At 35.2% G+C, this 22,944-nt stretch carries 23 protein-coding genes and 1 tRNA gene; 8 read left to right on the plus strand and 16 right to left on the minus strand.

Features of this window, described 5'->3' with window-relative positions; genetic code table 11:
- Positions 1 to 41 precede the first annotated feature (41 nt).
- The 7 genes from M0M57_RS10940 (at position 42) to M0M57_RS10970 (ending at position 6,650) form a co-directional block, all read left to right on the plus strand.
- Positions 42 to 818 (plus strand): tetratricopeptide repeat protein, encoded by a 777-nt coding sequence (locus tag M0M57_RS10940; RefSeq protein WP_248433067.1) that lies wholly within the window; start codon positions 42 to 44, stop codon positions 816 to 818.
- A gap of 2 nt (positions 819 to 820) precedes the next feature.
- Positions 821 to 1,303 (plus strand): 6,7-dimethyl-8-ribityllumazine synthase, encoded by a 483-nt coding sequence (gene ribH, locus M0M57_RS10945; protein WP_248433068.1) that lies wholly within the window; start codon positions 821 to 823, stop codon positions 1,301 to 1,303.
- A gap of 137 nt (positions 1,304 to 1,440) precedes the next feature.
- Positions 1,441 to 1,734 (plus strand): hypothetical protein, encoded by a 294-nt coding sequence (locus M0M57_RS10950; RefSeq protein WP_112086950.1) that lies wholly within the window; start codon positions 1,441 to 1,443, stop codon positions 1,732 to 1,734.
- Positions 1,734 to 3,584, plus strand: a complete 1,851-nt coding sequence (gene mutL, locus M0M57_RS10955; RefSeq protein ID WP_248433069.1) for a DNA mismatch repair endonuclease MutL — start codon at positions 1,734 to 1,736, stop codon at positions 3,582 to 3,584. Before M0M57_RS10950 ends, mutL begins: the two co-directional genes overlap by 1 nt.
- Complete coding sequence (locus tag M0M57_RS10960) at positions 3,581 to 4,393, plus strand: rhomboid family intramembrane serine protease (RefSeq protein WP_248433070.1); 813 nt, start codon at positions 3,581 to 3,583, stop codon at positions 4,391 to 4,393. Before mutL ends, M0M57_RS10960 begins: the two co-directional genes overlap by 4 nt.
- Positions 4,394 to 4,454: 61 nt before the next feature.
- Positions 4,455 to 5,327 carry a rhomboid family intramembrane serine protease gene (locus tag M0M57_RS10965; protein WP_248433071.1) on the plus strand — a complete coding sequence of 291 codons (873 nt, stop codon included), beginning with the start codon at positions 4,455 to 4,457 and terminating at the stop codon, positions 5,325 to 5,327.
- 270 nt (positions 5,328 to 5,597) lie between these two features.
- Complete coding sequence (locus tag M0M57_RS10970; protein ID WP_248433072.1) at positions 5,598 to 6,650, plus strand: endonuclease/exonuclease/phosphatase family protein; 1,053 nt, start codon at positions 5,598 to 5,600, stop codon at positions 6,648 to 6,650.
- 1 nt (position 6,651) lies between these two features.
- Here M0M57_RS10970 and M0M57_RS10975 read toward each other — a convergent pair whose 3' ends face one another.
- From M0M57_RS10975 to M0M57_RS11050, 16 genes are all read right to left on the minus strand, one after another.
- Entirely contained in the window at positions 6,652 to 7,263 is a 612-nt protein-coding gene (locus M0M57_RS10975; RefSeq protein WP_248433073.1) for a WbqC family protein, read from the minus strand.
- A gap of 3 nt (positions 7,264 to 7,266) precedes the next feature.
- A complete protein-coding gene (gene lepB / locus M0M57_RS10980; RefSeq protein WP_248433074.1) occupies positions 7,267 to 8,820 on the minus strand; it encodes a signal peptidase I in 1,554 nt (517 codons plus the stop codon).
- 116 nt (positions 8,821 to 8,936) lie between these two features.
- Complete coding sequence (dapB, locus tag M0M57_RS10985) at positions 8,937 to 9,638, minus strand: 4-hydroxy-tetrahydrodipicolinate reductase (protein ID WP_248433075.1); 702 nt, start codon at positions 9,636 to 9,638, stop codon at positions 8,937 to 8,939.
- Positions 9,638 to 10,201 carry a DUF5683 domain-containing protein gene (locus M0M57_RS10990; RefSeq protein WP_248433076.1) on the minus strand — a complete coding sequence of 188 codons (564 nt, stop codon included), beginning with the start codon at positions 10,199 to 10,201 and terminating at the stop codon, positions 9,638 to 9,640. The genes dapB and M0M57_RS10990 overlap by 1 nt, the downstream gene beginning before the upstream one ends.
- Entirely contained in the window at positions 10,201 to 11,103 is a 903-nt protein-coding gene (locus M0M57_RS10995) for a ParB/RepB/Spo0J family partition protein (protein WP_248433077.1), read from the minus strand. The genes M0M57_RS10990 and M0M57_RS10995 overlap by 1 nt, the downstream gene beginning before the upstream one ends.
- A 6-nt stretch (positions 11,104 to 11,109) precedes the next feature.
- Positions 11,110 to 11,874: a ParA family protein gene (locus tag M0M57_RS11000; protein WP_248433078.1), complete on the minus strand. Its 765-nt coding sequence runs from the start codon at positions 11,872 to 11,874 to the stop codon at positions 11,110 to 11,112.
- Positions 11,875 to 11,990: 116 nt separating this feature from the next.
- Positions 11,991 to 12,872, minus strand: coding sequence for an SDR family oxidoreductase (locus M0M57_RS11005; protein WP_248433079.1), 882 nt, complete (start codon positions 12,870 to 12,872; stop codon positions 11,991 to 11,993).
- Between the two features lie 73 nt (positions 12,873 to 12,945).
- Positions 12,946 to 14,076, minus strand: coding sequence for a methionine aminotransferase (locus M0M57_RS11010; protein ID WP_248433080.1), 1,131 nt, complete (start codon positions 14,074 to 14,076; stop codon positions 12,946 to 12,948).
- 74 nt (positions 14,077 to 14,150) lie between these two features.
- On the minus strand, positions 14,151 to 14,720 hold the full coding sequence (locus M0M57_RS11015) for a GNAT family N-acetyltransferase (RefSeq protein WP_248433081.1): 570 nt from the start codon (positions 14,718 to 14,720) through the stop codon (positions 14,151 to 14,153).
- 98 nt (positions 14,721 to 14,818) lie between these two features.
- A complete protein-coding gene (gene scpA / locus M0M57_RS11020) occupies positions 14,819 to 16,942 on the minus strand; it encodes a methylmalonyl-CoA mutase (protein ID WP_248433082.1) in 2,124 nt (707 codons plus the stop codon).
- Positions 16,939 to 18,300, minus strand: coding sequence for a methylmalonyl-CoA mutase subunit beta (locus M0M57_RS11025; RefSeq protein WP_248433083.1), 1,362 nt, complete (start codon positions 18,298 to 18,300; stop codon positions 16,939 to 16,941). The genes scpA and M0M57_RS11025 overlap by 4 nt, the downstream gene beginning before the upstream one ends.
- A 2-nt stretch (positions 18,301 to 18,302) precedes the next feature.
- Complete coding sequence (locus M0M57_RS11030) at positions 18,303 to 18,656, minus strand: FtsB family cell division protein (RefSeq protein ID WP_248433084.1); 354 nt, start codon at positions 18,654 to 18,656, stop codon at positions 18,303 to 18,305.
- A gap of 2 nt (positions 18,657 to 18,658) precedes the next feature.
- Entirely contained in the window at positions 18,659 to 19,267 is a 609-nt protein-coding gene (gene udk / locus M0M57_RS11035; RefSeq protein WP_248433085.1) for a uridine kinase, read from the minus strand.
- Between the two features lie 78 nt (positions 19,268 to 19,345).
- Positions 19,346 to 19,543: an adenylosuccinate synthetase gene (locus M0M57_RS11040; RefSeq protein ID WP_248433086.1), complete on the minus strand. Its 198-nt coding sequence runs from the start codon at positions 19,541 to 19,543 to the stop codon at positions 19,346 to 19,348.
- 697 nt (positions 19,544 to 20,240) lie between these two features.
- Positions 20,241 to 20,322 (minus strand) — tRNA-Tyr (locus tag M0M57_RS11045).
- Between the two features lie 151 nt (positions 20,323 to 20,473).
- Complete coding sequence (locus tag M0M57_RS11050; RefSeq protein WP_248433087.1) at positions 20,474 to 21,607, minus strand: TlpA disulfide reductase family protein; 1,134 nt, start codon at positions 21,605 to 21,607, stop codon at positions 20,474 to 20,476.
- A gap of 155 nt (positions 21,608 to 21,762) precedes the next feature.
- Here M0M57_RS11050 and M0M57_RS11055 point away from each other — a divergent pair, with 155 nt between their 5' ends.
- Positions 21,763 to 22,755: a Gfo/Idh/MocA family protein gene (locus M0M57_RS11055; RefSeq protein ID WP_248433088.1), complete on the plus strand. Its 993-nt coding sequence runs from the start codon at positions 21,763 to 21,765 to the stop codon at positions 22,753 to 22,755.
- The last annotated feature ends 189 nt before the right edge of the window (positions 22,756 to 22,944 follow it).

The raw sequence follows: 22,944 nt of genomic DNA on the forward strand, positions 1-22,944 counted from the left end.
AATAAAAATTTTATTTTTGCGGCTCATTAAATTAAATATAAATGGCAACATACAATAAAAGAGGATTTAAATCGCCTAAACCAAAAGAAATTGAAGATATTGAAGAGAATGTAGATGTTGATGCAAAAGACAGTACTACGGCAGAGGTTTTCAATACATTAGACGTTGGAGCTTCTAAAGCAGAAGAATGGGTTGTTAGAAATCAAAAATATATTTTCGGTATAGTAGGTGCTATTGCAGTGGTAACTGTTGGTTTCCTTTTATATCAAAAATTTGTTGTTGAGCCAAAACAGTTGGAAGCTGCGGACGAAATGTTTGTTGCACAACAAAATTTTCAACAAGCAATTGATGCAACAACTGGTCAAGATAGTTTGTTTAATTTAGCTTTAAATGGTGCTGAAGGAAAATTCGGTTTCATTAAAATTGCCGAAGAATATTCAGGAACTGATGCCGGAAATTTAGCAAACTACTATGCCGGAATTGCTTATTTGAACACTGGAAAAAATACAGAAGCGATTGCCCATTTAGATAAATTTTCTTCTGACGATATGATTTTAAGTACTTTAGCACAAGGAGCTATTGGTGATGCTTTTGCTCAAAAAAATCAGTTAAAAGAAGCATTAGACTATTACAAGAAAGCTGCTGAAATGAATGTAAACGATCTAACGACACCACGATTTTTGTTAAAAGCTGGTCAAACGGCTTATACTTTGGGACAAAAAGCGGATGCGTTGAAATATTTTACAGAAATCAAAGAAAAATATGAATCGGCTCCAGAGGCGAGAAACATAGATGGTTTAATCGGAATGGCTCAATAAATATGGCAACCGAAAATAAAAATTTATCACAATACGATAAAAACACACTCCCAAACGTAAGTCAACTTTCGTTTGGGATTGTTGTTTCTGAGTGGAATGAAACCATTACCGAAGGACTTTTTCAAGGAGCTTTAGATACCTTGTTAGATTGCAATGTAAACCCTGAAAACATCATTCGCTGGAATGTTCCGGGAAGTTTTGAATTGATTTACGGCTGTAAAAAAATGATGGACAAACATCCAAATTTAGCCGGAATTATTGCAATAGGAAGTGTAATTCAAGGTGAAACCAAACATTTTGATTTTGTATGCGAAGGCGTAACACAAGGCATCAAAGATTTGAATATTTTAGGAAAAATGCCTGTTATATTTTGTGTTCTAACGGATAATAACATGCAACAATCGCTTGACAGAAGTGGTGGCAAGCATGGTAACAAAGGTGTTGAAGCTGCCGTAGCGGCAGTTAAAATGACAGATTACATATAACAAGTATTCAAATTCATAATTTAAAGCCAAAGTCATTCGATTTTGGCTTTTTTAGTTAAAAACTAACAAAACTTTCACACCGTTAAATTTTCTAGTCATTTTAGAATTCATTAACTTTGAATGATAATATTTAAAACATGCTGAAAAGATCATTATTCAAATTGCCCAAAAACAAAAGTTTTAATTACACTCCCCGTTATTACGAAGGAAAGGAGCAGGGCAATATTTATGATTTTGAATCGAAGTTCTATAAAAACCGCGAAACTGTAAATTACAATGATTATCGTTCGCACTGGAATGATGCTCGGAATGAAAGTCGCCACCGCGGAAACAGAGAAATTAATTACCGACTTATAGCCATTGTTTTAGTATTAGTGTTATTATTTTTATTCGTAATCGATTTCGATTTATCCATATTTAGACAAAGATAATGTCGAGTATCATTCAATTACTTCCCGATCACGTAGCCAATCAAATTGCCGCCGGTGAGGTCGTTCAGCGACCCGCTTCTGTGGTGAAAGAATTATTGGAAAATGCCGTAGATGCCAAAGCAAGCGACATTAAACTGATTGTGAAAGATGCCGGAAGATCACTTATTCAAGTGATTGATAACGGTCTGGGCATGAATGTGACCGATGCAAGAATGTGTTTTGAACGACACGCTACTTCAAAAATTCGTCATGCCGAAGATTTGTTTTCTCTTTATACCAAAGGTTTTAGAGGAGAAGCATTGGCTTCCATTGCTGCGATTGCTCATGTGGAACTCAAAACCAAACAAGAACAAGACGAGTTAGGAACGCACATTATCATTGAAGGAAGTAAATTTATTTCGCAAGATCCATCCGTTTTACCAAAAGGGACCTCGTTTGCCGTGAAAAATTTATTTTTCAATATTCCTGCCCGACGAAATTTTCTTAAATCGGACACGGTGGAGCATCGTCATATTGTAGATGAATTTCAACGGGTAGCTTTGGCTCACCCGAATATTCATTTTACGTTTATTCATAATGGTGGCGAATTGTTTAATTTGCCTTCTTCCAATTTAAGACAACGGATTGTCGCCATGTTTTCAGGTAAAACCAATGAAAAATTAGTTCCGATTTCGGAAGAAACAGAGATTGTAAAAGCACAAGGATTTGTTTCTAAGCCCGAGTTTTCTAAAAAAAGCAGAAGCGAACAATTCTTTTTTGTGAATAACCGATTTATCAAAAGTGGTTATTTGCATCATGCGGTTATGGCTGCTTATGAAGGTTTACTGAAAGACGGTATGCAACCTGGCTATTTTATTTATTTGGATGTACCGCCAAATACTATCGATATTAATATTCATCCAACCAAAACGGAAATCAAATTTGATGACGAGCATGCGTTGTATGCCATTTTGCGTTCAACGGTTAAACATAGTTTAGGTCAATTTAATGTGGCTCCGGTATTGGATTTTGAACGTGATCCGAATTTGGACACACCCTATAACTATCAAGAAAAAGATGCTTCCATGCCATTGATTCAGGTGGATGCTAATTTTAATCCGTTTGCAGAAGATAAACCTACTAAAACTTTTTCGGGTTCCGGTTATCGGGAGAGAAAATCTGAAACGGCAAATTGGGAAAGTTTGTATGTTGGATTGAAAAATGACACACAAGAAATTGAGAATATCACGTTTGAACAAGATGCGGTTACAAGTTCGTTATTTAATGACAATGAAATTGAAGAAAACAAAAACCGAACGTATCAAATTCATAAGAAATATATTGTAAGTTCTATTAAATCGGGAATGATGGTGATCGATCAGCAAAGGGCTCATCAACGGATTTTGTATGAACAATATTTAAAAAATATAACGGTGCAACAAGCTTCGAGTCAACATTTGTTGTTTCCAATTGAATTGTATTTTTCGGTGAATGAAATTGAATTAATTAAGGATTTAAAAATGTCTTTGGAAAACACCGGATTTGTTTTTGATTCGATTGAAAACGATAAATTAACCATTTCAGGAATTCCTATTTTGGTTACCGAGAGTGAAGTAGCTATTGTTTTGGAAGAATTGATGAACGATTTACAAAACGGCATTCCGGATAGCAGTTTTAGTTTAAACGACAGCATTGCTAAATCAATGGCCAGAAGTTTGGCCGTGCGAACCGGAACGTATTTAACCGAAAGAGAACAGGAAAACATTGTAAACGGACTTTTTGCTTGCAAAGAACCGGATGTTTCGCCTTTTAATAAACCCACTTTCATCACGATTAGCGTAGATGATTTAGATAAAAAATTTGCGATATGATGCGAATGACCGAAACAGTAAAGCAATTACTCATTATCAATGTTATTTTTTACATTGGTTCAAACACAATTGCTCCTGCAGCCTATGATTATTTGGCCTTGCATTATCCATTAAACGAAGGTTTTAGATGGTGGCAACCCATTACACACATGTTCATGCACGCTCAGATGCCTAATTTGATGCATATTTTCTTTAATATGTTCGGATTAATTATGTTTGGTTCTGCATTGGAACACTTTTGGGGATGGAAAAAATTTCTGTTTTTTTACATTTCCTGTGGGCTTGGTGCTGCATTATTGCACATGGGAATGACTTATTATGAGATTAATACGTTGATGTCACAGTTATCAGATTTGAATTTAACTGAAGCGGATGTAAATTACCTATTGAGTACTAATCATTTTCAACATTTTGATAGTGATGGTAAAATTATATCAGGAAAATTAAATGAAATTCTGGAGCGAGTGAATGCAAGCCAAGATCAGTATAATATAATTGTTCAAGCAGCAAATGAATATCGAACCACTGCTGTTGGTGCTTCTGGAGCATTATATGGCGTTTTGGCTGCTTTTGCGTTCATGTTTCCCAATGCAGAATTGATGATGCTGTTTATCCCTATTCCAATTAAAGCGAAGTATTTTGTTCCGGCTTTGGTAGCCTTCGATTTGTTTATGGGAATACAAGGTGGTTCAATTTTTGGAAGTGGAGGTGGAATTGCTCATTTTGCTCACGTTGGTGGTGCTGTTACCGGATTTTTGATGATGTGGATGTGGAAGAAAAACCAGTTTAATGATAAGCGGTGGGATTAGTTTGAAGATGGAAGATGGAAGATTAAGATGGAGGAAAATTGAATAGGTAAAAGATATAGAAATGAGTATTTTGAACGAAATAAAACAACAATTTAGAATGGGTGGCGTAACTGAAAAGTTAATCTACCTTAATGTGATTTTGTTTGCTGTTCCATGGATTTTAAAAGGAATTTTGTCGCTTTTTGGAATTGGTTTCGGTTTTACAGAATACATTAGTTTGTCTTCCAATCCATCGGATTTGCTATGGAAGCCTTGGTCTGTTTTGACATATGCTTTTTTTCATGCCGATTTTTTTCACATTTTGTTTAATTTAATCGTATTGAATTTTGCCGGACGATTGTTTCTCACATTTTTTACCCAAAAGCAATTGTTGAGTTTATATTTAATGGGAGCCATTTTTTCAGGAGTCATTTTTATCATTAGCTATTTGGTTTTTCCGGCTTTGATAAATAGAAATGCTTTGTTAATTGGAGCTTCGGGAGCAATCATGGCGGTGGTTTTTGCAACTACTACATACGCTCCGCACATGCAAGTTAGATTGTTGTTGATTGGAACAGTGAAACTTTGGTATATTGCCGTATTTTATTTGATTATCGATTTTATAAGTCTATCTTTTAATAATGTTGGCGGACATATTGCTCATTTAGGAGGTGCTTTGTTCGGGTATTTATATAGTTCTCAACTTAAAAATGGTACAGATATCACAAAACCGTTTACTTCTTTTGTAGATGGTTTAGTGAATTTATTTAGAGGAAGAAAATCGGCACCGTTTAAAAAAGTGCATAAGAATGAATCATTTGCAAAGCCAAAACCTGCAGCGAAAGATAAAACACAGCAACAAATTGATGAGATTTTAGATAAAATCAGTAAATCGGGTTATGATAGTTTGACAAAGGAGGAGAAGGAGTTTTTGTTTAAGGCGGGGAAGAGTTAGGAAGGTTTCGGGTTACGGGTTGAAAGTTGTTGGGACTTGTGAAGTAGCACGTATTTTGCCCCCGACCTGCCTACCGTCAGGCAGGTTGTAACGGAAAGCATTTTGCAGGATTGGCGGACATTTTTCTTGCCAAAAAATTGCGACCTTGCCCCGATAGCTATCGGGATCATTTTTGGGCTTAGAAAATGCCGACAAGACAAAAAATCTTGCAGTGAAAAGCGGGATTAGGCACATAATTATTTTTAATTTTTGAATGTTTAATATAACGGAATGAAGAACCTAGGATGGTTTAATAAAGTGATTTTGTTTTTTAATATAGTGCTTACTGTATTAACGTTTGTTGCTTATATTTTGCCTTTTTTGGCTCCTAGACTTTTTCCGATTCTTTCGGTTTTAACGCTTTTTTTACCGTTGATGTTGATTCTCAATTTATTGTTTTTTAGCTATTGGCTCATTCAGTTCAAACGGCAAATGCTGTTGTCGGGGATTGTTTTGTTGTTGGGAATTACTTTTGTAAATAAATTTTATAAGCTTTCTGAAACGAATTTGCCCAAGGAAGAAAATGATTTTGTGGTGATGAGTTATAACGTTCGGCTGTTTAATTTGTATGATTGGATTGAGCGTGATGTGAGTTTGCCGATTTCTACTTTTATTAAGGAACAAACTCCGGATATTTTGTGTATTCAGGAATTTTCGAATCGGAATGAGGTTGATTTTCGAGTGTATAAGCATAAATATGTTTTTATTGAAGGAAAGAATACGAAACTTGGCCAGGCTATTTTTTCTAAGTATCCGATTGTGAATGAAGGTGTTATTCCGTTTCCGAATTCAACGAATAACGCAATTTATGCAGATGTTAAACGAGGAAAAGATACGATTCGGGTCTATAGTATGCATTTGCAGTCGATTAAAATTACGCCCGATGTTCATGAAATTGATGAGAATATTCAAGGTGTTTCGCAAGATCAGTCCAAACGGATGCTTCGCAGAATGAGTACATCGTTTAAATCGCAGCAAAATCAGGCAGAGATTATTAAAAAGCACAAAGCGGATTGTAAATATCCGATTATTATTTGTGGCGATATGAATAATAGTCCGTTTTCGTTTGTTTACCGAAGTATCAAAGGCGATTTGAATGATGCATTTGAAGAAGCCGGTTCCGGTTTTGGCACAACGTATAGTTTTAAATACTATCCAGCTCGAATTGATTATATTTTTACGGATAAAAAATTTGTGGTCAAACAGTTTAGTTCTTTTCCGAATTTTAGGAATTCAGACCACTTTCCGATTGTTACACGATTGGCTTTTGAAACAGAAAAGTAAGTTATAATTGCTGTTTTTTCAGATAATCTAAAGCATATCTCCCTTCGTTAAAAAGTAAATCTAAAACACTTAAATTGTTCAGAAATCCGTGTTTTTCACCAAATACTTGCGTGTAACGTTCGCATTGGGTTTGATCTTTTTTTCCGTTGGCTAAATAACGAAAATCGGATACATCATTCACTTCGTGAAAATACTCAATTGTTTTTTCGGGAGAAATGGAAATTCCTACGCATTGATTGAGTAGTTCAAAAACTTCCAAATTCAAATCCATTAAAAAAGTGTGCTTTTTTTGAAAAATAGGAGCGATGTCGTCTTCAAAATATTCAAAAAAAGGAGAAGTTCTGTAGGCTGCTTCTAGCGATTTGAAATGTTGTTTTTGCCAATTGAAATCCGGTTCAATTTTTACATCTTTACACTTTTGATTGCCTACTTTGCTGTGTTTTATCGGAATGTTGAGCATTTGAATTCCATTCGGACTATAGATGTACATTCTGTTGCGGTTGGTTTGTTTTTGGAAGTTATCTTCCATTTCAAACACAACTTGTTCAGCTTGCACCATTGCAGCATAATGACTGATAGACGGGAAATAGGTAGGATGAACGAGTGCTTTCATTAGTTATAAATCAGCCTTCTTTTTCTTTCTTTTTCTATAGAAATCAAAGCCAAACCATCCGGCTAAAAGAATTACGAAGTAAATAAAATAAGAAACCGGTTCACCGCTTCCACCAACTGTTGTGAACAATCTATTCCAACGGATTTTATCGATTGCTTTACTCCATGGAACATTTTGGTCTAAACTCATCCAAATGAATACGGGTTTTCCAACAATATGATCGGCTGGAACATAACCCCAATAACGGCTGTCTTCCGAGTTGTGGCGGTTGTCTCCCATCATCCAATAATAATCCATTTTAAAAGTGTAGTCTTTGACAACTTTTCCGTTAATACGTATTTCATCACCATTTACTTGCAAATCATTTTTCTCATAATCGGTAATGATCATTTTATAAAAAGGCAATGTTTCTTTATTTAAAGCAACAGTTTTTCCGGCTTGAGGAATGTAGATTGGACCGTAATTGTCGGTGTTCCAGTTTTTTGTATGGGGAAAAACACTGGTTGTTCCATCGGTATCAATTCTTTTTGTAACCGATTTTACGATTGGATTATTTCTTAATCGAGCTGCATTTTCATCGGTTACTGCAAAAAAGGTATATGAATTCTGAGAATTTACGCTAACGCCATCTGTAATTTGAAGATCGTTGTAAACATAATCAGGATTAAATTGCGTTCCGTCTGTAATAACGTCATAGGAATATTGAACTTTCTGACGGTCATGCATTGGAAGCATTTTCCCATTAACATAAACATCTCCGTTTTTAATTTGAAGACTGTCTCCCGGAATTCCTAAACAGCGTTTTACATAATTTGATTTTTTATCAAGTGGTTTATCTACTCTTCTTCCTGATCTATCTCTGAATTTATAAACCGTATCAATCGGCCAATTAAACACCACAATGTCATTTGTTTTAATACTTTCAATTCCCGGAAAACGGAAAGAAGGTAGTTGCGGCCAACTTAAATAGGATTTTGTTCGAACTATCGGAATAGAATCGTGCACCATTGGTAAACCAACTGCTGTAGTTGGAGTTCTTGCACCGTAATGAAATTTACTTACAAAAAGAAAATCACCAACTAACAAAGATTTTTCTAAGGAAGATGTTGGAATAACAAACGGTTGCATCACATACGTATGAACAGTTGTTGCCACAACAATTGCAAAAAGAATCGAACTCACAAAATCTGCTGTAGCATTTTTGGGATGTAATGAACGGTCTTTGATGTGTGTAACGTCTTGTGTATAATTCACATAATAGATGTATAAACCTAAAGTAGCAACACCTAAAATCGTGTCTAATTGCGAATTTTTCCCGAAACTTCTCAAGGTTTCCACCCAAACAACAGGAAACATAATTAGGTTTACAATTGGAATAAAAAGTAAAAAAGCCCACCACCAAGGACGGTTTATAATTTTCATCAAAATGATTGCATTGTAAACAGGAACGGCTGCTTCCCACGATTTTCTACCAGCTTTTTGATATAATTTCCAAGTTCCTAAATAGTGTACAATTTGTATCACCAAGAAGAATATAAACCATTGATATAATGTCATTTTTACTGTTTTTTAATTTCGTTTTTGCTTGTCAACGAAAGTCAAGTTCTTAATTAGTGCTCAAATATAGAAAACGTTACCAATTTAACGTTTATTTATAATGATTTTGCTATGATTTATTTTAAATCTAATACATCTTTCATTGTAAAAACACCTTTTTTACCTACAATCCATTCGGCGGCAATCACGGCACCAAAAGCAAATCCATCGCGGTTGTGAGCGGTGTGTTTGATTTCGATGGTATCTACTTCCGATTGATAAAAAATGGAGTGTGTGCCGGGAACATTGTCTTCTCTTTTTACATCAATAAACAAATCATCTGAATTTGGGTTTTCGATGCTCCAGTTATTTTTGTTTGTATGATTGATGATTGAATTGGCTAATGAAATTGCTGTTCCGCTGGGTTTGTCTAATTTTTGGGTGTGATGAATTTCTTCCATCGAAACATTGTATTGATTGAATTTTGACATCATTTTAGCCAAATAATCATTCAATTCAAAAAATAAATTTACGCCTAAACTAAAATTAGAACCATAAATAAAAGCGGCATTTTTTTCTTTACAAAGGTTCACCATTTTATGATAATCTTCTAACCAACCTGTTGTTCCGGAAACAACCGGAATTCCGTTTTCAAGACAAGTTGAGATATTGTTAACAGCAGAATCAGGCACACTGAAATCAATAGCTACGTCAGTGTTTTCTAAACCTTCAAAGGAATCAGAACTTCCTTTTCGCAATATAATTTCATGGCCGCGTTCTAAGGCAATTCGTTCGATTACCTTTCCCATTTTTCCGTATCCTAAAAGTGCAATTTTCATTAAAATCTGTAATTCAAAGTTAATCCAACGTTGTACTTGTAGTCAATTTCATTTCTGCTAAGATCTGGAGTTAATGATAAATTATCGTTTACATTAAATTGCATGAGATGAGCACCAACATTGGCATCAATTATATTTAAGACATAAAAACCAATCATTACGGCGGTTGAAATGTCTCTATTTCGTTCGAAACCTCTTTGAGCGTTTATTAAAACGGCATCAGAATAAACACCAAAATAACGGTCGTCGGTATAACCTTCTAACCTTCTTTTATAAATGTCTCGGAATTCTTTGTATTTTTTATTACTATCATTATAAAAATAATAACCAATTGCCAAACCACCATAAACAATAGGAACTTTCCAATATTGTTTGTTATAAACTTGTCCTAAACCAGGAATAACTGCCGAATAAAAAGCCGCTTTTGCAGGTGTTAATGGATCGATGGGTTTGTAGGATGTAGAGTCTTTTGTGATTCTTACTTCTTCAAACTGAACTTGTGCAATAGCCGAATTTATTCCAAAAAGGAAAAAAGAAAAAAGTATGATTCGAGAAACAACCACTATCCTTTAATTAAAGCAATAATTCGTTGAAAATCAGCTTCAGATTTAAACGGAATAGTTATTTTTCCTTTTCCGTTGGCATCAATTTTCACGTCAACTTTTGTACCTAAAACTGTTCCGATTTCTTTTTTATCAGATTCTGCAACTACAAATGCCGAAGCAGATTTTGCAGTTTTTCCGGATTTTGGTTTTAAACCTTCCTGATAATTTTTTACCAATGTTTCAGTATCACGAACAGAAAGATTCTGACTGATGATTTTGTGGTAAATGTCTGACTGAGCATCTTCATCTTCAATATTGATTAATGCACGACCGTGTCCCATCGAAATAAAACCATCACGAATTCCGGTTTGAATAATCGGATCTAATTTTAATAATCGAAGGTAATTGGCAATCGTAGAGCGTTTTTTACCCACTTTATCACTCATTTGTTCTTGCGTTAACTGAATTTCATCAATCAAACGTTGATACGAAAGTGCAATTTCAATTGGATCTAAATCATGACGTTGGATATTTTCCACCAAAGCCATCACTAGCGATTCATTGTCGTTGGCAATTCGGATATAAGAAGGAATAACGGTTAATCCGGCTATTTTTGAAGCACGAAGTCTTCGTTCACCGGAAATTAACTGATACTTATTAAAATCTAATTTTCTAACAGTAATCGGCTGAATTACACCCAATTCTTTGATAGATGTTGCCAATTCCTGAAGTGTTTCTTCATTAAAATTGCTTCTGGGCTGAAACGGATTTATTTCGATTGCCTCAATTTCAAGCTCAATAATATTCCCAACCACTTTATCGGCATTTTTATCATTTACCGATTTGATGTCGTTTTCCGGGTCTTTCAATAAAGCCGATAATCCTCTTCCTAATGCTTGTTTTTTAGTGGCTTGTGTCATAAAATCCTAGCTATTTTTTTTGATAATTTCTTCTGCTAAACTCAAGTAATTGTTGGCTCCTTTGCTGGTTGCATCAAAATTAATGATGCTTTCGCCAAAACTTGGAGCTTCACTTAATTTCACATTTCGTTGAATAATGGTTTTAAAAACCATATCGTTAAAATGCTTTTGTACTTCTTCCACCACTTGGTTCGATAAACGCAAACGGGAATCATACATCGTTAACAATAATCCTTCAATATCCAAATCGGGATTATGCAATTTTTGAACACTTTTGATGGTGTTTAATAATTTTCCTAAACCTTCCAACGCAAAATATTCGCATTGAATCGGAATCACTACACTGTCGGCTGCGGTTAAGGCATTCAACGTTAATAATCCCAAAGAAGGAGCACAGTCAATCAAAATATAATCATATTGATCTTTGATGGATGCCAATGCTTCTTTGAGCATATATTCACGATTTTCTTTATCGACCAATTCTATTTCAATGGCAACCAAATCAATGTGAGCAGGGATAACATCTACGTTGGGAGCAGAACATTTCATCACCGCTTCTTGTGGCGTGTTGCTGTGCTCTAAAACTTGGTAAGATCCAATCGCAACACCATCTACATCAATGCCTAATCCCGAACTGGCATTTGCCTGAGGATCAGCATCAATTAGTAATACTTTTTTTTCTAAAACACCTAGTGAGGCCGCTAAATTAACGGTTGTTGTTGTTTTTCCAACGCCTCCTTTTTGATTCGCAATTGCAATAATTTTGCCCATTGATTCGATTAAATTTGAGCCGTAAAATTACGATTATTTATGGGTTTTTCAACGTCAAGTTGTTAACAAATGTTAATTGTTTTGTGTACAATTAATTAGCTAAAAATCGGTGGATTTTATTTGCTCTTTTTCGATTTAATCATTGCTTCAAGCATATCCCACATATGTTCAGGAATTTGTTCTAACAAATTAAATTGACCTGCTCCTTTGAGCCATTCGCCACCATCAATGGTAATCACTTCGCCATTTACATAAGCAGAAAAATCAGAAACTAAATAAGCCGCCAAATTGGCTAATTCCTGATGATCACCCACACGATTTAACGGTACTTTTTTAGCCATATCAAATTTTTCCGCTAAATCTCCCGGAAGTAATCGATCCCAAGCTCCTTTGGTTGGAAATGGTCCCGGAGCAATCGCATTACTTCGGATTCCGTATTTTGCCCATTCAACAGCCAAACTTCTTGTCATCGCTAAAACGCCAGCTTTGGCTGTGGCACTAGGAACTACATAAGCAGAACCCGTCCAAGCATACGTTGTCACAATATTTAAAATCACTGAACTTTCTTGTTTGGTGTCGATCCAATGTTTTCCAAAAGCTAATGTGCAGTTTTTGGAACCTTTTAAAACAATATCGATGATGGTATCAAACGCATTCGCGGATAATCGTTCGGTGGGAGAAATGAAATTTCCAGCCGCATTGTTTAGTAAAACATCCACTTTTCCGAATTTTTTCAAAACTTCCTCAAGCATCGCTTCCACTTGTTCATAAAAACGAACATCGCATTGCAACGGCAAACACGTTCCGCCGGTTTCCTTTTCTAATTCGGCTGCGGTGGTTTTTAATTTATCTAAATCTCTGGAAGTAATGGCAACTTTTGAACCTAATTCTAAAAAGTATTTGGTCATCGCTTTTCCGAGACCGCTACCGCCTCCGGTTACTACAATTACTTTGCCTTCTAAGGCGTTATCACGTAGCATTTTTGCTGAAAAATTCATATAAAATATAGTTTTTGGTAAAGATATTAATTCAGTTAAAGTATGAAATATTTTTAGCATTTAGCTAACAAAATTATTTTATTATTAAAAGTCGTTCCGCAGCTTTCATCAACATTTCATCATCTTTAGCAAAACAAAACCGTATGCGTTTTAAGTCGGTTTGATTGCCATAAAATACCGAGAGAGGGATGGTGGCCACACCAAATTCGGTGACTAATCGTTTGGTGAAATCGATATCATTTTCATCGGAAATGTTTTGAAATGATGCAGTTTGAAAATACGTTCCTTCACAAGGCAACAATTCAAAAGCGGTTTCTTTTAAAAGGTTTTGAAAGAAATCTCTTTTTTGATGATAGAGTTTTGAAACTTCTTCAATGTGAAAAACGTTTAAGTATTCATTAATCGAAGCTTGAGCCAAACTATTCACACTAAAAACCAAGTATTGATGCACTTTTTTGACTTCTTTTACTAAATTTTCAGGAGCGATTAAATAGCCGATTTTCCAACCTGTCAAATGAAGCGTTTTTCCGAAAGAGGAAACAATCAAACTTCTGTCTTTTAGTTTTTCTCTGGTATTGATGGAAATATGCTTATTTTCAAACGTAATAAATTCATACACTTCATCCGATAAAATCAATAAATCAGGATAATTTTCGATGATTTTTTCGAGTTGAATAAAATCATTTTCTGTCCAAATTTTTCCGGACGGATTGTGTGGATTATTCAAAATCAGCATTCGAGTTTTAGTCGATAAATGTTGGCTTATTGCCTCAAAATCGGACGAGTAATCTTCTTTTAACGAAATACGAATCGGTTTTGCATTACTCAACAAAATTGGCATTTCATAACAATCATAACTTGGATCGAGAATGATGACTTCGTCTTGCGGTTGCACGAATGCTTGAATTGTGGCAAAAATCGCTTCGGTTGCTCCGGCAGTGATTAAAATTTCGGTTGACGGATTCACTTTTCGATGATAATGATCCGAAGTTATCTGAGCAATTTTTTCCAACAGCGGCGGATAACCAGCCATCGGAGCATATTGATGAATGTCGGTTTTGGCTAAACGAGCCACAATTTCTGTCATTCGCACATCAATGGGGAAATTCGGAAAACCTTGCGAGAGATTGATGGCTTGATAATCGTTTGCCATTTTGGACATTACAGTGAAAATACTGATTGGCGTGTTGGGGAGTTTTAACATGAATTTTATTTTTTTACCATATAAGCCATATAAGTTTTAAAGTGACTTAACTTATATGCCTTATATGGTTAAATTTAGTAATTTTTCTTTACAAAATTTCGTTTTAAAAGTGAAAAAACCACTGAATCCCAAAATTTTCCATCCCAATATTCATTTTCCAAAAAGTGTGCTTCTTTTACAAATCCGTTTTTTTCTAACACTTTGGCAGAAACATAATTTTCCGGATCAACAACCGCTTCCACAGAATGAAAATTCAACACGTTAAAACCATAATCCAAAACGGTATTGATGGCTTCGCTCACGATTCCTTGACCTTGGTATTCTGGCAACAACATGTAGCCAATTTCCGATCGGTAATTTTCAGGTTGAATGCGATAATGACCAATGACACCCAACAATTTCGGATTTCCTTTTAACGTAATGGCCCAATTAATCCCCGTATTATTTTCAATTTTTTCGATAATCATTGCAATGTGTTCCAATGCCATTTCGGGTGAAGTCACCAATGGTCGTGGAATGAATTTCATCGTTTCCAGATTGCCACGAAGTTCCATTACTTCGTTGACATCATCAACGGTTACCGCTCGTAACAACAAACGATTGGATTCGAGGATTGGGAATGGGGTGAAGGAGAGGGTGAGCATTTTTTTGTTTTTGTAAATATAAAAAAAAACACCAACCTCTCAGTCAGTGTTTTATAAAAAATAGAGATTCTTTCTGCGTCAGAATGACAAGAAAGTGTTTAATCTTCAAGTAAAACCTCCAAAATACTAATCGCCGCTTCACTAATTTTCGTCCCAGGACCAAAAACGGCAACCGCTCCGGCATCAAACAAAAATTGGTAATCTTGGGCAGGAATTACGCCACCTACAATGACCATAATGTCTTCTCGACCGTATTTTTTGAGTTCTTCAATCACTTGTGGTACCAAGGTTTTGTGTCCGGCAGCCAAGGAAGAAACGCCTAAAATATGCACGTCGTTTTCCACGGCTTGTTTGGCAGCTTCGGCTGGAGTTTGAAAAAGTGGACCAATGTCCACATCAAAACCTACATCGGCATAACCGGTTGCGACTACTTTTGCTCCGCGATCGTGACCGTCTTGTCCCATTTTGGCAATCATAATGCGGGGACGACGACCGTCTTTTTTGGCAAAAGCATCGGCTAATTGTTTCGCTTTTTCAAAGCTTTCGTCATTTTTAATTTCTTTACTATACACGCCGCTAAAGGTTCTGATTTGTGCTTTATATCGTCCGAAAACTTCTTCTAAGGCATCACTAATTTCGCCAAGAGTTGCTCGGTTTCGGGCTGCTTCTACGGCTAAAGATAATAAATTTTCCTGACCTGATTTTGCAGATTCAGTCAATTTTGCCAAACTGGCTTTTACTTTTTCCGTATCACGAGACGATTTTATTTCTGCCAATCGTTCCAATTGTTGCTTGCGAACCATTTGGTTATCCACATCCAAAATCATCAACGGATCTTCTTTCTCCAAACGGTATTTGTTTACGCCAACAATAATGTCTTGACTGCTGTCAATTCGAGCTTGCTTTCTGGCTGCGGCTTCTTCAATTCGCAGTTTCGGAATTCCGGCTTCAATGGCTTTGGTCATTCCGCCTAATTCTTCCACTTCTTCCATCAAAGCCCACGCTTTTTGAGCAATTTCATTTGTCAAACTTTCCACATAATAACTTCCTGCCCACGGGTCAACCGTTTTGCAGATTTTCGTTTCTTCTTGTAAAAAGATTTGTGTATTTCGAGCAATTCGAGCAGAGAAATCGGTTGGTAATGCAATCGCTTCATCCAAGGCATTGGTGTGTAATGATTGCGTTCCGCCAAAAGCTGCGGCAGCCGCTTCAATACACGTACGAGCCACATTATTAAACGGATCTTGTTCGGTTAAACTCCAACCCGAAGTCTGACAATGTGTTCGCAAAGCCAATGATTTTTCATCTTTCGGATTGAATTGTTTGAGTAATTTTGCCCATAACATTCGACCCGCACGCATTTTGGCAATTTCCATAAAATGATTCATTCCAATCGCCCAGAAAAAAGAGAGGCGAGGAGCGAAGGTATCAATATCCATTCCGGCTGCTAATCCGGTTCGAATGTATTCTAAACCGTCGGCTAACGTATAAGCCAATTCAATGTCTGCGGTTGCTCCGGCTTCTTGCATATGATAACCTGAAATCGAAATCGAATTGAATTTAGGCATATTTTTGCTCGTATATTCAAAAATATCGGCAATAATTTTCATCGAAGGAGTAGGTGGGTAGATGTATGTATTTCGCACCATAAACTCTTTCAAAATATCATTCTGAATTGTTCCGGAAAGTAAATTTGGAGACACACCTTGTTCTTCTGCGGCTACGATATAAAATGCCATAATTGGCAAAACGGCTCCGTTCATAGTCATGGAAACTGACATTTCGTTTAACGGAATTTGGTCAAACAAAATCTTCATATCTTCCACTGAATCGATGGCAACACCTGCTTTTCCCACATCACCTACCACACGTTCGTGATCGGAATCATAACCTCTGTGTGTAGCTAAATCAAACGCAACCGAAAGTCCTTTTTGCCCTGCGGCCAAATTTCTTCGATAAAAAGCATTACTCTCTTCGGCAGTAGAAAATCCAGCATATTGGCGAACTGTCCAAGGTCTGCGAACATACATTGTAGCATAAGGACCACGAAGATTAGGGGCAAATCCGGCACCAAAATCAAGATGTTCTATGTTTTTTAAATCTTCTTTTGAATATAAAGTTTTTAATTCAATGTTCTCAGCTGTTAAGAAATTCTCCTTTTCAGGATTTTCTAAATTCTGATTTCCACCTTCTAATTTTAATTGTTGTATATCTTTTCTCATGGCTGTTGTTCTAGAGATAAACGTTCTTGTTCACTTTTCTCCGCCAATCTTCTTTCAATAATTGGTGTAATTAATGTTTTTCTTTGATTTATTTTCACAAAAGGAAACAATTCTAACTCATGATTCATTTTATCATTCTTGTTTGGATATTTATTCGTTCCCAACAAAACTTCTTTTCCGGAATCAAATAAATCTTGCTCTTTTTGAGCACTTTCGCTAATTTTTCGTTGAATTGTACCTTCAATTAACTGCGTAATTAATCCGCCATTTGCTTCAATATCTTTGAATAATGCCAATGCTTTTTCGGCTAATTGTTCAGTTAAGCTTTCAATATAGTATGCTCCGTCGGCCGGATTATGCACTTGATTAAAATAACTTTCGTGTTTTAAAACCAACAATTGATTGCGGGAAATTCTATCTCCAAATTCATTGTCTTTGTGATAAATAGCATCATAAGCCAAATTTGAAACTCCATTTGCACCTCCCAAAATTGCACTCATGCATTCGGTTGTGGTACGAAGCATGTTTACATTATAATCATACAGTGTTTTGTTTCGTTTGGTTGGTGTAGCAATAATGTGGCAATCAAAATCATGATTGTATTCTTTAGCTAATGCATTGAAAAGAAGACGTAAAGCTCTCAGTTTTGCAATTTCAAAGAAATAGTTTGTTCCCACTGCCACTTCAAAAGTAATAGGAGAAGAAATTTTTTCTATACGATTAAAATATTCATTCACATGTGCCATCGCATACGCCAATTGCTGAACCATATTGGCTCCGGCATTTTGGTATAAATCAATTTTGCAGCTTACTGTAGGAGTCGATACAGTAGAAATCGTATTTAAATGTAGAAAATCTTTTTCTAACGATTCAAACCAATTTCCATCTTTAGCTAGCTGACCAACAGGGTCTTGAAGAATAACTATTTTATACTGATTTTGATTTGCAAAAGCGTCAATTTTTTTGATAAATTCACTCGATAGAAAAAGTAAATTAAAATAATAAGTCACATTTTCTTTCGGAAGATTTTCCATCAAATCATTCAAAGAAACAGCATCGTTTTCAATTGTAAACCGAACAGATTCCGCACCTCTTTTCAAAGAATCCAGTGCTCTTTCATTCGATTTTTTTACATCATAAACATAAATATTTTGAATAATTCTAAATCCGTTCGACGGCGGAGATTCGATTTTTACTTCGTTTTCGTCGATGTGATAAAAAGGTTTCACTTTGATACCTTCCGGACTTTCCCAAACGAGTGTTTCGTTGTAGTCCGCACCTTTGAGTTCAAACTGAATTTGCTGTTTCCATTGTTTGGATGAAATCGGTTCGAATTCTTTAAATAAATGTGTTGCCATAATTATAGCGATTTGTGATTTTCTTCCTCTTCGAGTAGCATCTCTTCCTCAAATTCGATGATATAAATATCTTCGCTATCTCGTTTCATGTAGTATTTCTCACGAGCATATTTTTCAATTTGATCAGGATTATTGAGGCGTTTGATGTCAAGACAGTCTTTTTTAATTTCTTCTTGATAATATTTTTTGTTGGTTTCCAGTTCATCGAGTTCTTTGTTCAAAAACCGGTGTTCCAGATAGGAGTAGTTGTCTAAAAAAAGCATCCAAACGGCAAAGAAAATCAAGACTAAAACATATCGGTTTCCGACATATTTAAACCAAGGATATTTTTCTTCTAAACGTTGGAAAAACTTCATAATTATAAAATTCGTTGGTTGATTACAGCCCGAACCACGTCAATGGCAACCGTGTTGTATTTGTCATTCGGAATAATAATATCGGCAAAAGCTTTTGTGGGTTCAATAAATTGTTCGTGCATTGGTTTCAAGGTGTTTTGATAACGATTAATCACTTCATCCATATCACGACCTCTTTCGGCGATATCACGTTTTAAACGTCTGATTAAACGTTCATCCGAATCGGCATGAACATAGATTTTAATGTCAAACATGTCGCGAAGTTCCGGATTTGCCAAAATCAAAATCCCTTCTACTAACATCACTTTTCTAGGATGTGTTACAATTGTATCATCTGTTCGGTTGTGTGTAACAAAAGAGTAAACAGGTTGCTGAATCACATTGTTTGCTTTCAATTCTTTTAAATGAGCCACCAACAATTCAAAATCAATCGCTCTTGGATGATCAAAATTTATTTTAGTCCGCTCATCATAACTCAAATTGTGCGTTTCTTTGTAATAGGAATCTTGAGAAATTATACCCACTTCAGTTTCAGGAAGTTCATTCATGATCTGATGCACAACCGTTGTTTTTCCACTTCCGGTGCCACCTGCAATGCCAATAATCAACATGTTTTTTTTCGTTTATTTAAGTATAACAAAAGTAGAAATTATAATCGCAGAAAAACATTTTTTCGGGCTAAAATTTTATTATTCAGAACCATTCTTTTTTCGCTTCTTCCAAACAAAATATAAAATAATAATTATGATGGGAATCAATATATAAATAATGATATCACTAGTTTCCGTTAATTCAACTTTGCCTGTGTCACCCGGAATTTCACTCGGCTTTTGAGCAAAAACAAATCCAGAAATCAGTAAAATAAATAATCTAATACATTTTTTCATCTTTTTTTGTTTACAATTTACAAAAAAATGAGCAAATAATCAAGAAAATGTTAGAATCCAAAAATCCAAAAATCTAAAAGTCCAAAAATCTAACAATCTTTTTCGGCGTGCCCTTCCGCAAGCTACAGGTCGGGCTTTCCACTTCAATCTCTCACGCGGTTTAATGCTAACAAAGTGTTTCAAAATAATTTATGCAAATTTAGTTTAAGTCGCATTTTTCAGTTTGCGATAGCCATATCAATTAGATGTAGTTTATATAATTCTGTCAGTCCTTAGAAATTTGAAATTCTAACCCTCAACTTTATGCCTTCACTTCTTGCTGGCAAAAAAGTAATAGAGTTCGATATATTTTAATAGAAAAATTATGCGGTGAGTTCAAAAGGGGGAGATCTTATTTTTTTAGTAACATTTTCGCAATCTAAGCCCATGGTTTAAATCTTGGGATATTTTAGATTTCTACAAGACTTTGTGGAAACCTTACTCAAAACAAAAACTTACAAAAGCGAGCTTTCTTCAATTCAATTTTGTGGTAAGGTTTCTTAGTTTTTTTATAGGACGTTATCTGCTGGCGAGAGAGGATTACCTTCGTTTATTCTGCTTTAGCCCACGGTTTAAACCGTGGGCTATTTTTATCTCAAACAAAAACTCCCAATACTTACAAAAGCGAGCTTTTGACGTATCAGGAGTTTTTGTTTTGTGGGGAGAGCAGGATTCGAACCTGCGAAGATGTAATCAGCGGATTTACAGTCCGCCCTCGTTGGCCGCTTGAGTATCTCCCCCTGCATTATGCGGATGCAAATATAGAATTGTTTTTACATTGTGCAAACCTTTTTTTGCTATTATTTATAATAAATTGATAAGCGTTTGGGAATGAGTAGAATAAAAAAATCCCCAAATAGGGGATTTTTCGTCGCTTATATTTTACTAAAGTTATGAACCTAATAATTCTATAACTTTAGCTTTCAATTCTTCACCTCTTAAATCTCTTGCAACAATTTTTCCGGTAGCATCTAAAATAAATGTAGCAGGAATACTTGTTACATTATATTTTTTTGCAACAGGATCATTCCAATATTTTAAGTTAGAAACCTGTGGCCAAGTTAGTTTATCAGCAGTAATAGCATCTTGCCATTTTTGAGCATCACCTTCTTTATCCAAAGAAACACCAATAATGTTTAATCCTTTTTCGTGAAGCTCGTTGTATAAAGCAACTACGCTTGGATTTTCTTTACGACATGGTCCACACCAAGAAGCCCAAAAATCAATGATTGTTACTTTCCCTAATGATTCTTTTAACGAAACCATTTTTCCTTCCGGATTTGGAGCAGAAAATTCTGGTGCTGCTTTTCCTACTTCGGCAGAACTTCTGTTAGAAATTAATTCGCCTACATTTTTACCAGGTTTTGTATCTTTTACAGATTTATCTAAATTGTTAAACGTTTTTTCCAATTTTTCAAAATCAGAATCCGGTTGCATTAACATGTTTTGAATCATTAAAACACTGATAAATGCTTTCGGATTTTTTTCAGCAAATTTAACATTGTAGTCTTTAAATTCATTATTCAATTTTACAAAACCATCTCTCAAACTGTTCACAGTAACTGTATCATTTGTTTGCATGGCTACTTCCATTTTTTCTTTGTTCACAGTTCTGTAATCAGCAATCTTCTTCTGAATAACATTTTGTTCCTTGTTATAAACAGCAAATTGCTCATTGTTAAATGTTCCGCCAATAACAGATTTGTTGATGCTGTCTTTAAACGCTTTAATGCTAATTTCGCCATTTTCAAGAATAAATACAATCTTGCCTTGTACACTATCTAATTGAATAAAACGTAGTTCAGGCTCAGTAGTTGTTCCTTTGAACTCAAATTTTCCGTTTTTGATAACAGCTGTATCTGTAGGCTTTAATACCATACCGCTTTCATCCAATGTTTCTAATATGGCAAGTTTACCATCCGAGATTCCTTCGGCAGTTCCACTAATCATAAATTCATTACCTTCTAATTTATTACAAGCCACAAATAACGAAGCAGTAATCAGTAATACAACTATTTTTTTCATTTTTATATTATTAATTTTCGAATGCAAAAGTATTCAAAAATTCACACTAATGTTATAAGGATTAACTTATTTTTGACTTATTAAGTATAATGCTTTAATTTTGTATATAGATTTTACACTCGAATAATATAGCTTATTATAAACACACTATAGCGATGTCATTTTTTCAAAATAAAACTAGTTCAGTCAAATGGGGAATTATTGGTTGCGGAGATGTAACCGAAAAAAAAAGCGGACCAACCTACTCTAAAACTGATGGTTTTGAACTTTTTGCCGTCATGCGAAGAGATGCAGAAAAAGCAAAAGATTATGCTCTTCGACACAACGTACCATATTATTTTTCCAATGCTGATGAGTTGATTAATCATCCCGAAATAGATGCTGTTTACATTGCTACTCCTCCCGACACACATAAATTTTATGCTTTAAAAGTAGCACAAGCCGGAAAAATATGTTGCATCGAAAAACCTATGGCAGTTAATTATCAGGAATGTCAAGAAATTTTAAACGCTTTTGAAGAAAAGAAATTGCCTTTATTTGTGGCTTATTACAGAAGATCTTTGCCACGGTTTAATCAAATTAAGCAATGGTTAGATGAAGGCGAAATTGGTGAAATACGCCATTTTAGTTGGTATTTAAGTAAAACTCCTTCTCCTATTGATTTAGCCAAAACCTACAATTGGCGAACAGATGAAAAAATTGCACCCGGTGGTTATTTTGAAGACTTAGCCAGTCACGGACTCGATTTGTTTGCACATTATTTTGGAGAAATAACTTCAGTTAATGGAATAAGTTTAAACCAACAAAAATTATATTCTGCAAAAGATGCAATTGTTGCCAATTGGTTGCATGAATCGGGTGTAACCGGCTCAGGAACATGGAATTTTGGTAGTTTTGAACGTAAAGATAAAGTAGAAATTATCGGTAGTAAAGGCAAAATTGAGTTTGCTGTTTTTGATGAAAAACCTATTTTGTTAACTAATCAAAATGGAATAAAAGAATTGTTTATCGAGCATCCGGAAAACATTCAACTTAATCATGTGCAAAATATGAGAGATCATTTAGTTGGTAAATCTAGTCATCCATCTCTTGGAAAATATGCTGCCCAAACCAATTGGGTAATGGATAGAATAGTGACTAAGTTTTAGTGCCTTTATCCGGCTTTACGTTTCAAGTTTTTTATTTTTCAGGTGGTTTTTATAAGCAAAAAAAGTAGCTTCCGATGGTCGCTCTTTTTTTAGCAATAAAAATTCACCAAAAAAACAAAAAAGCTTTCCACTTCAATCCGGGGCAGAAATTCTGCTCTACTTCGAAATTTAATTGTAATAGGTATATTA

Source organism: Flavobacterium azooxidireducens (assembly GCF_023195775.1).
GTDB classification, from domain to species: domain Bacteria; phylum Bacteroidota; class Bacteroidia; order Flavobacteriales; family Flavobacteriaceae; genus Flavobacterium; species Flavobacterium azooxidireducens.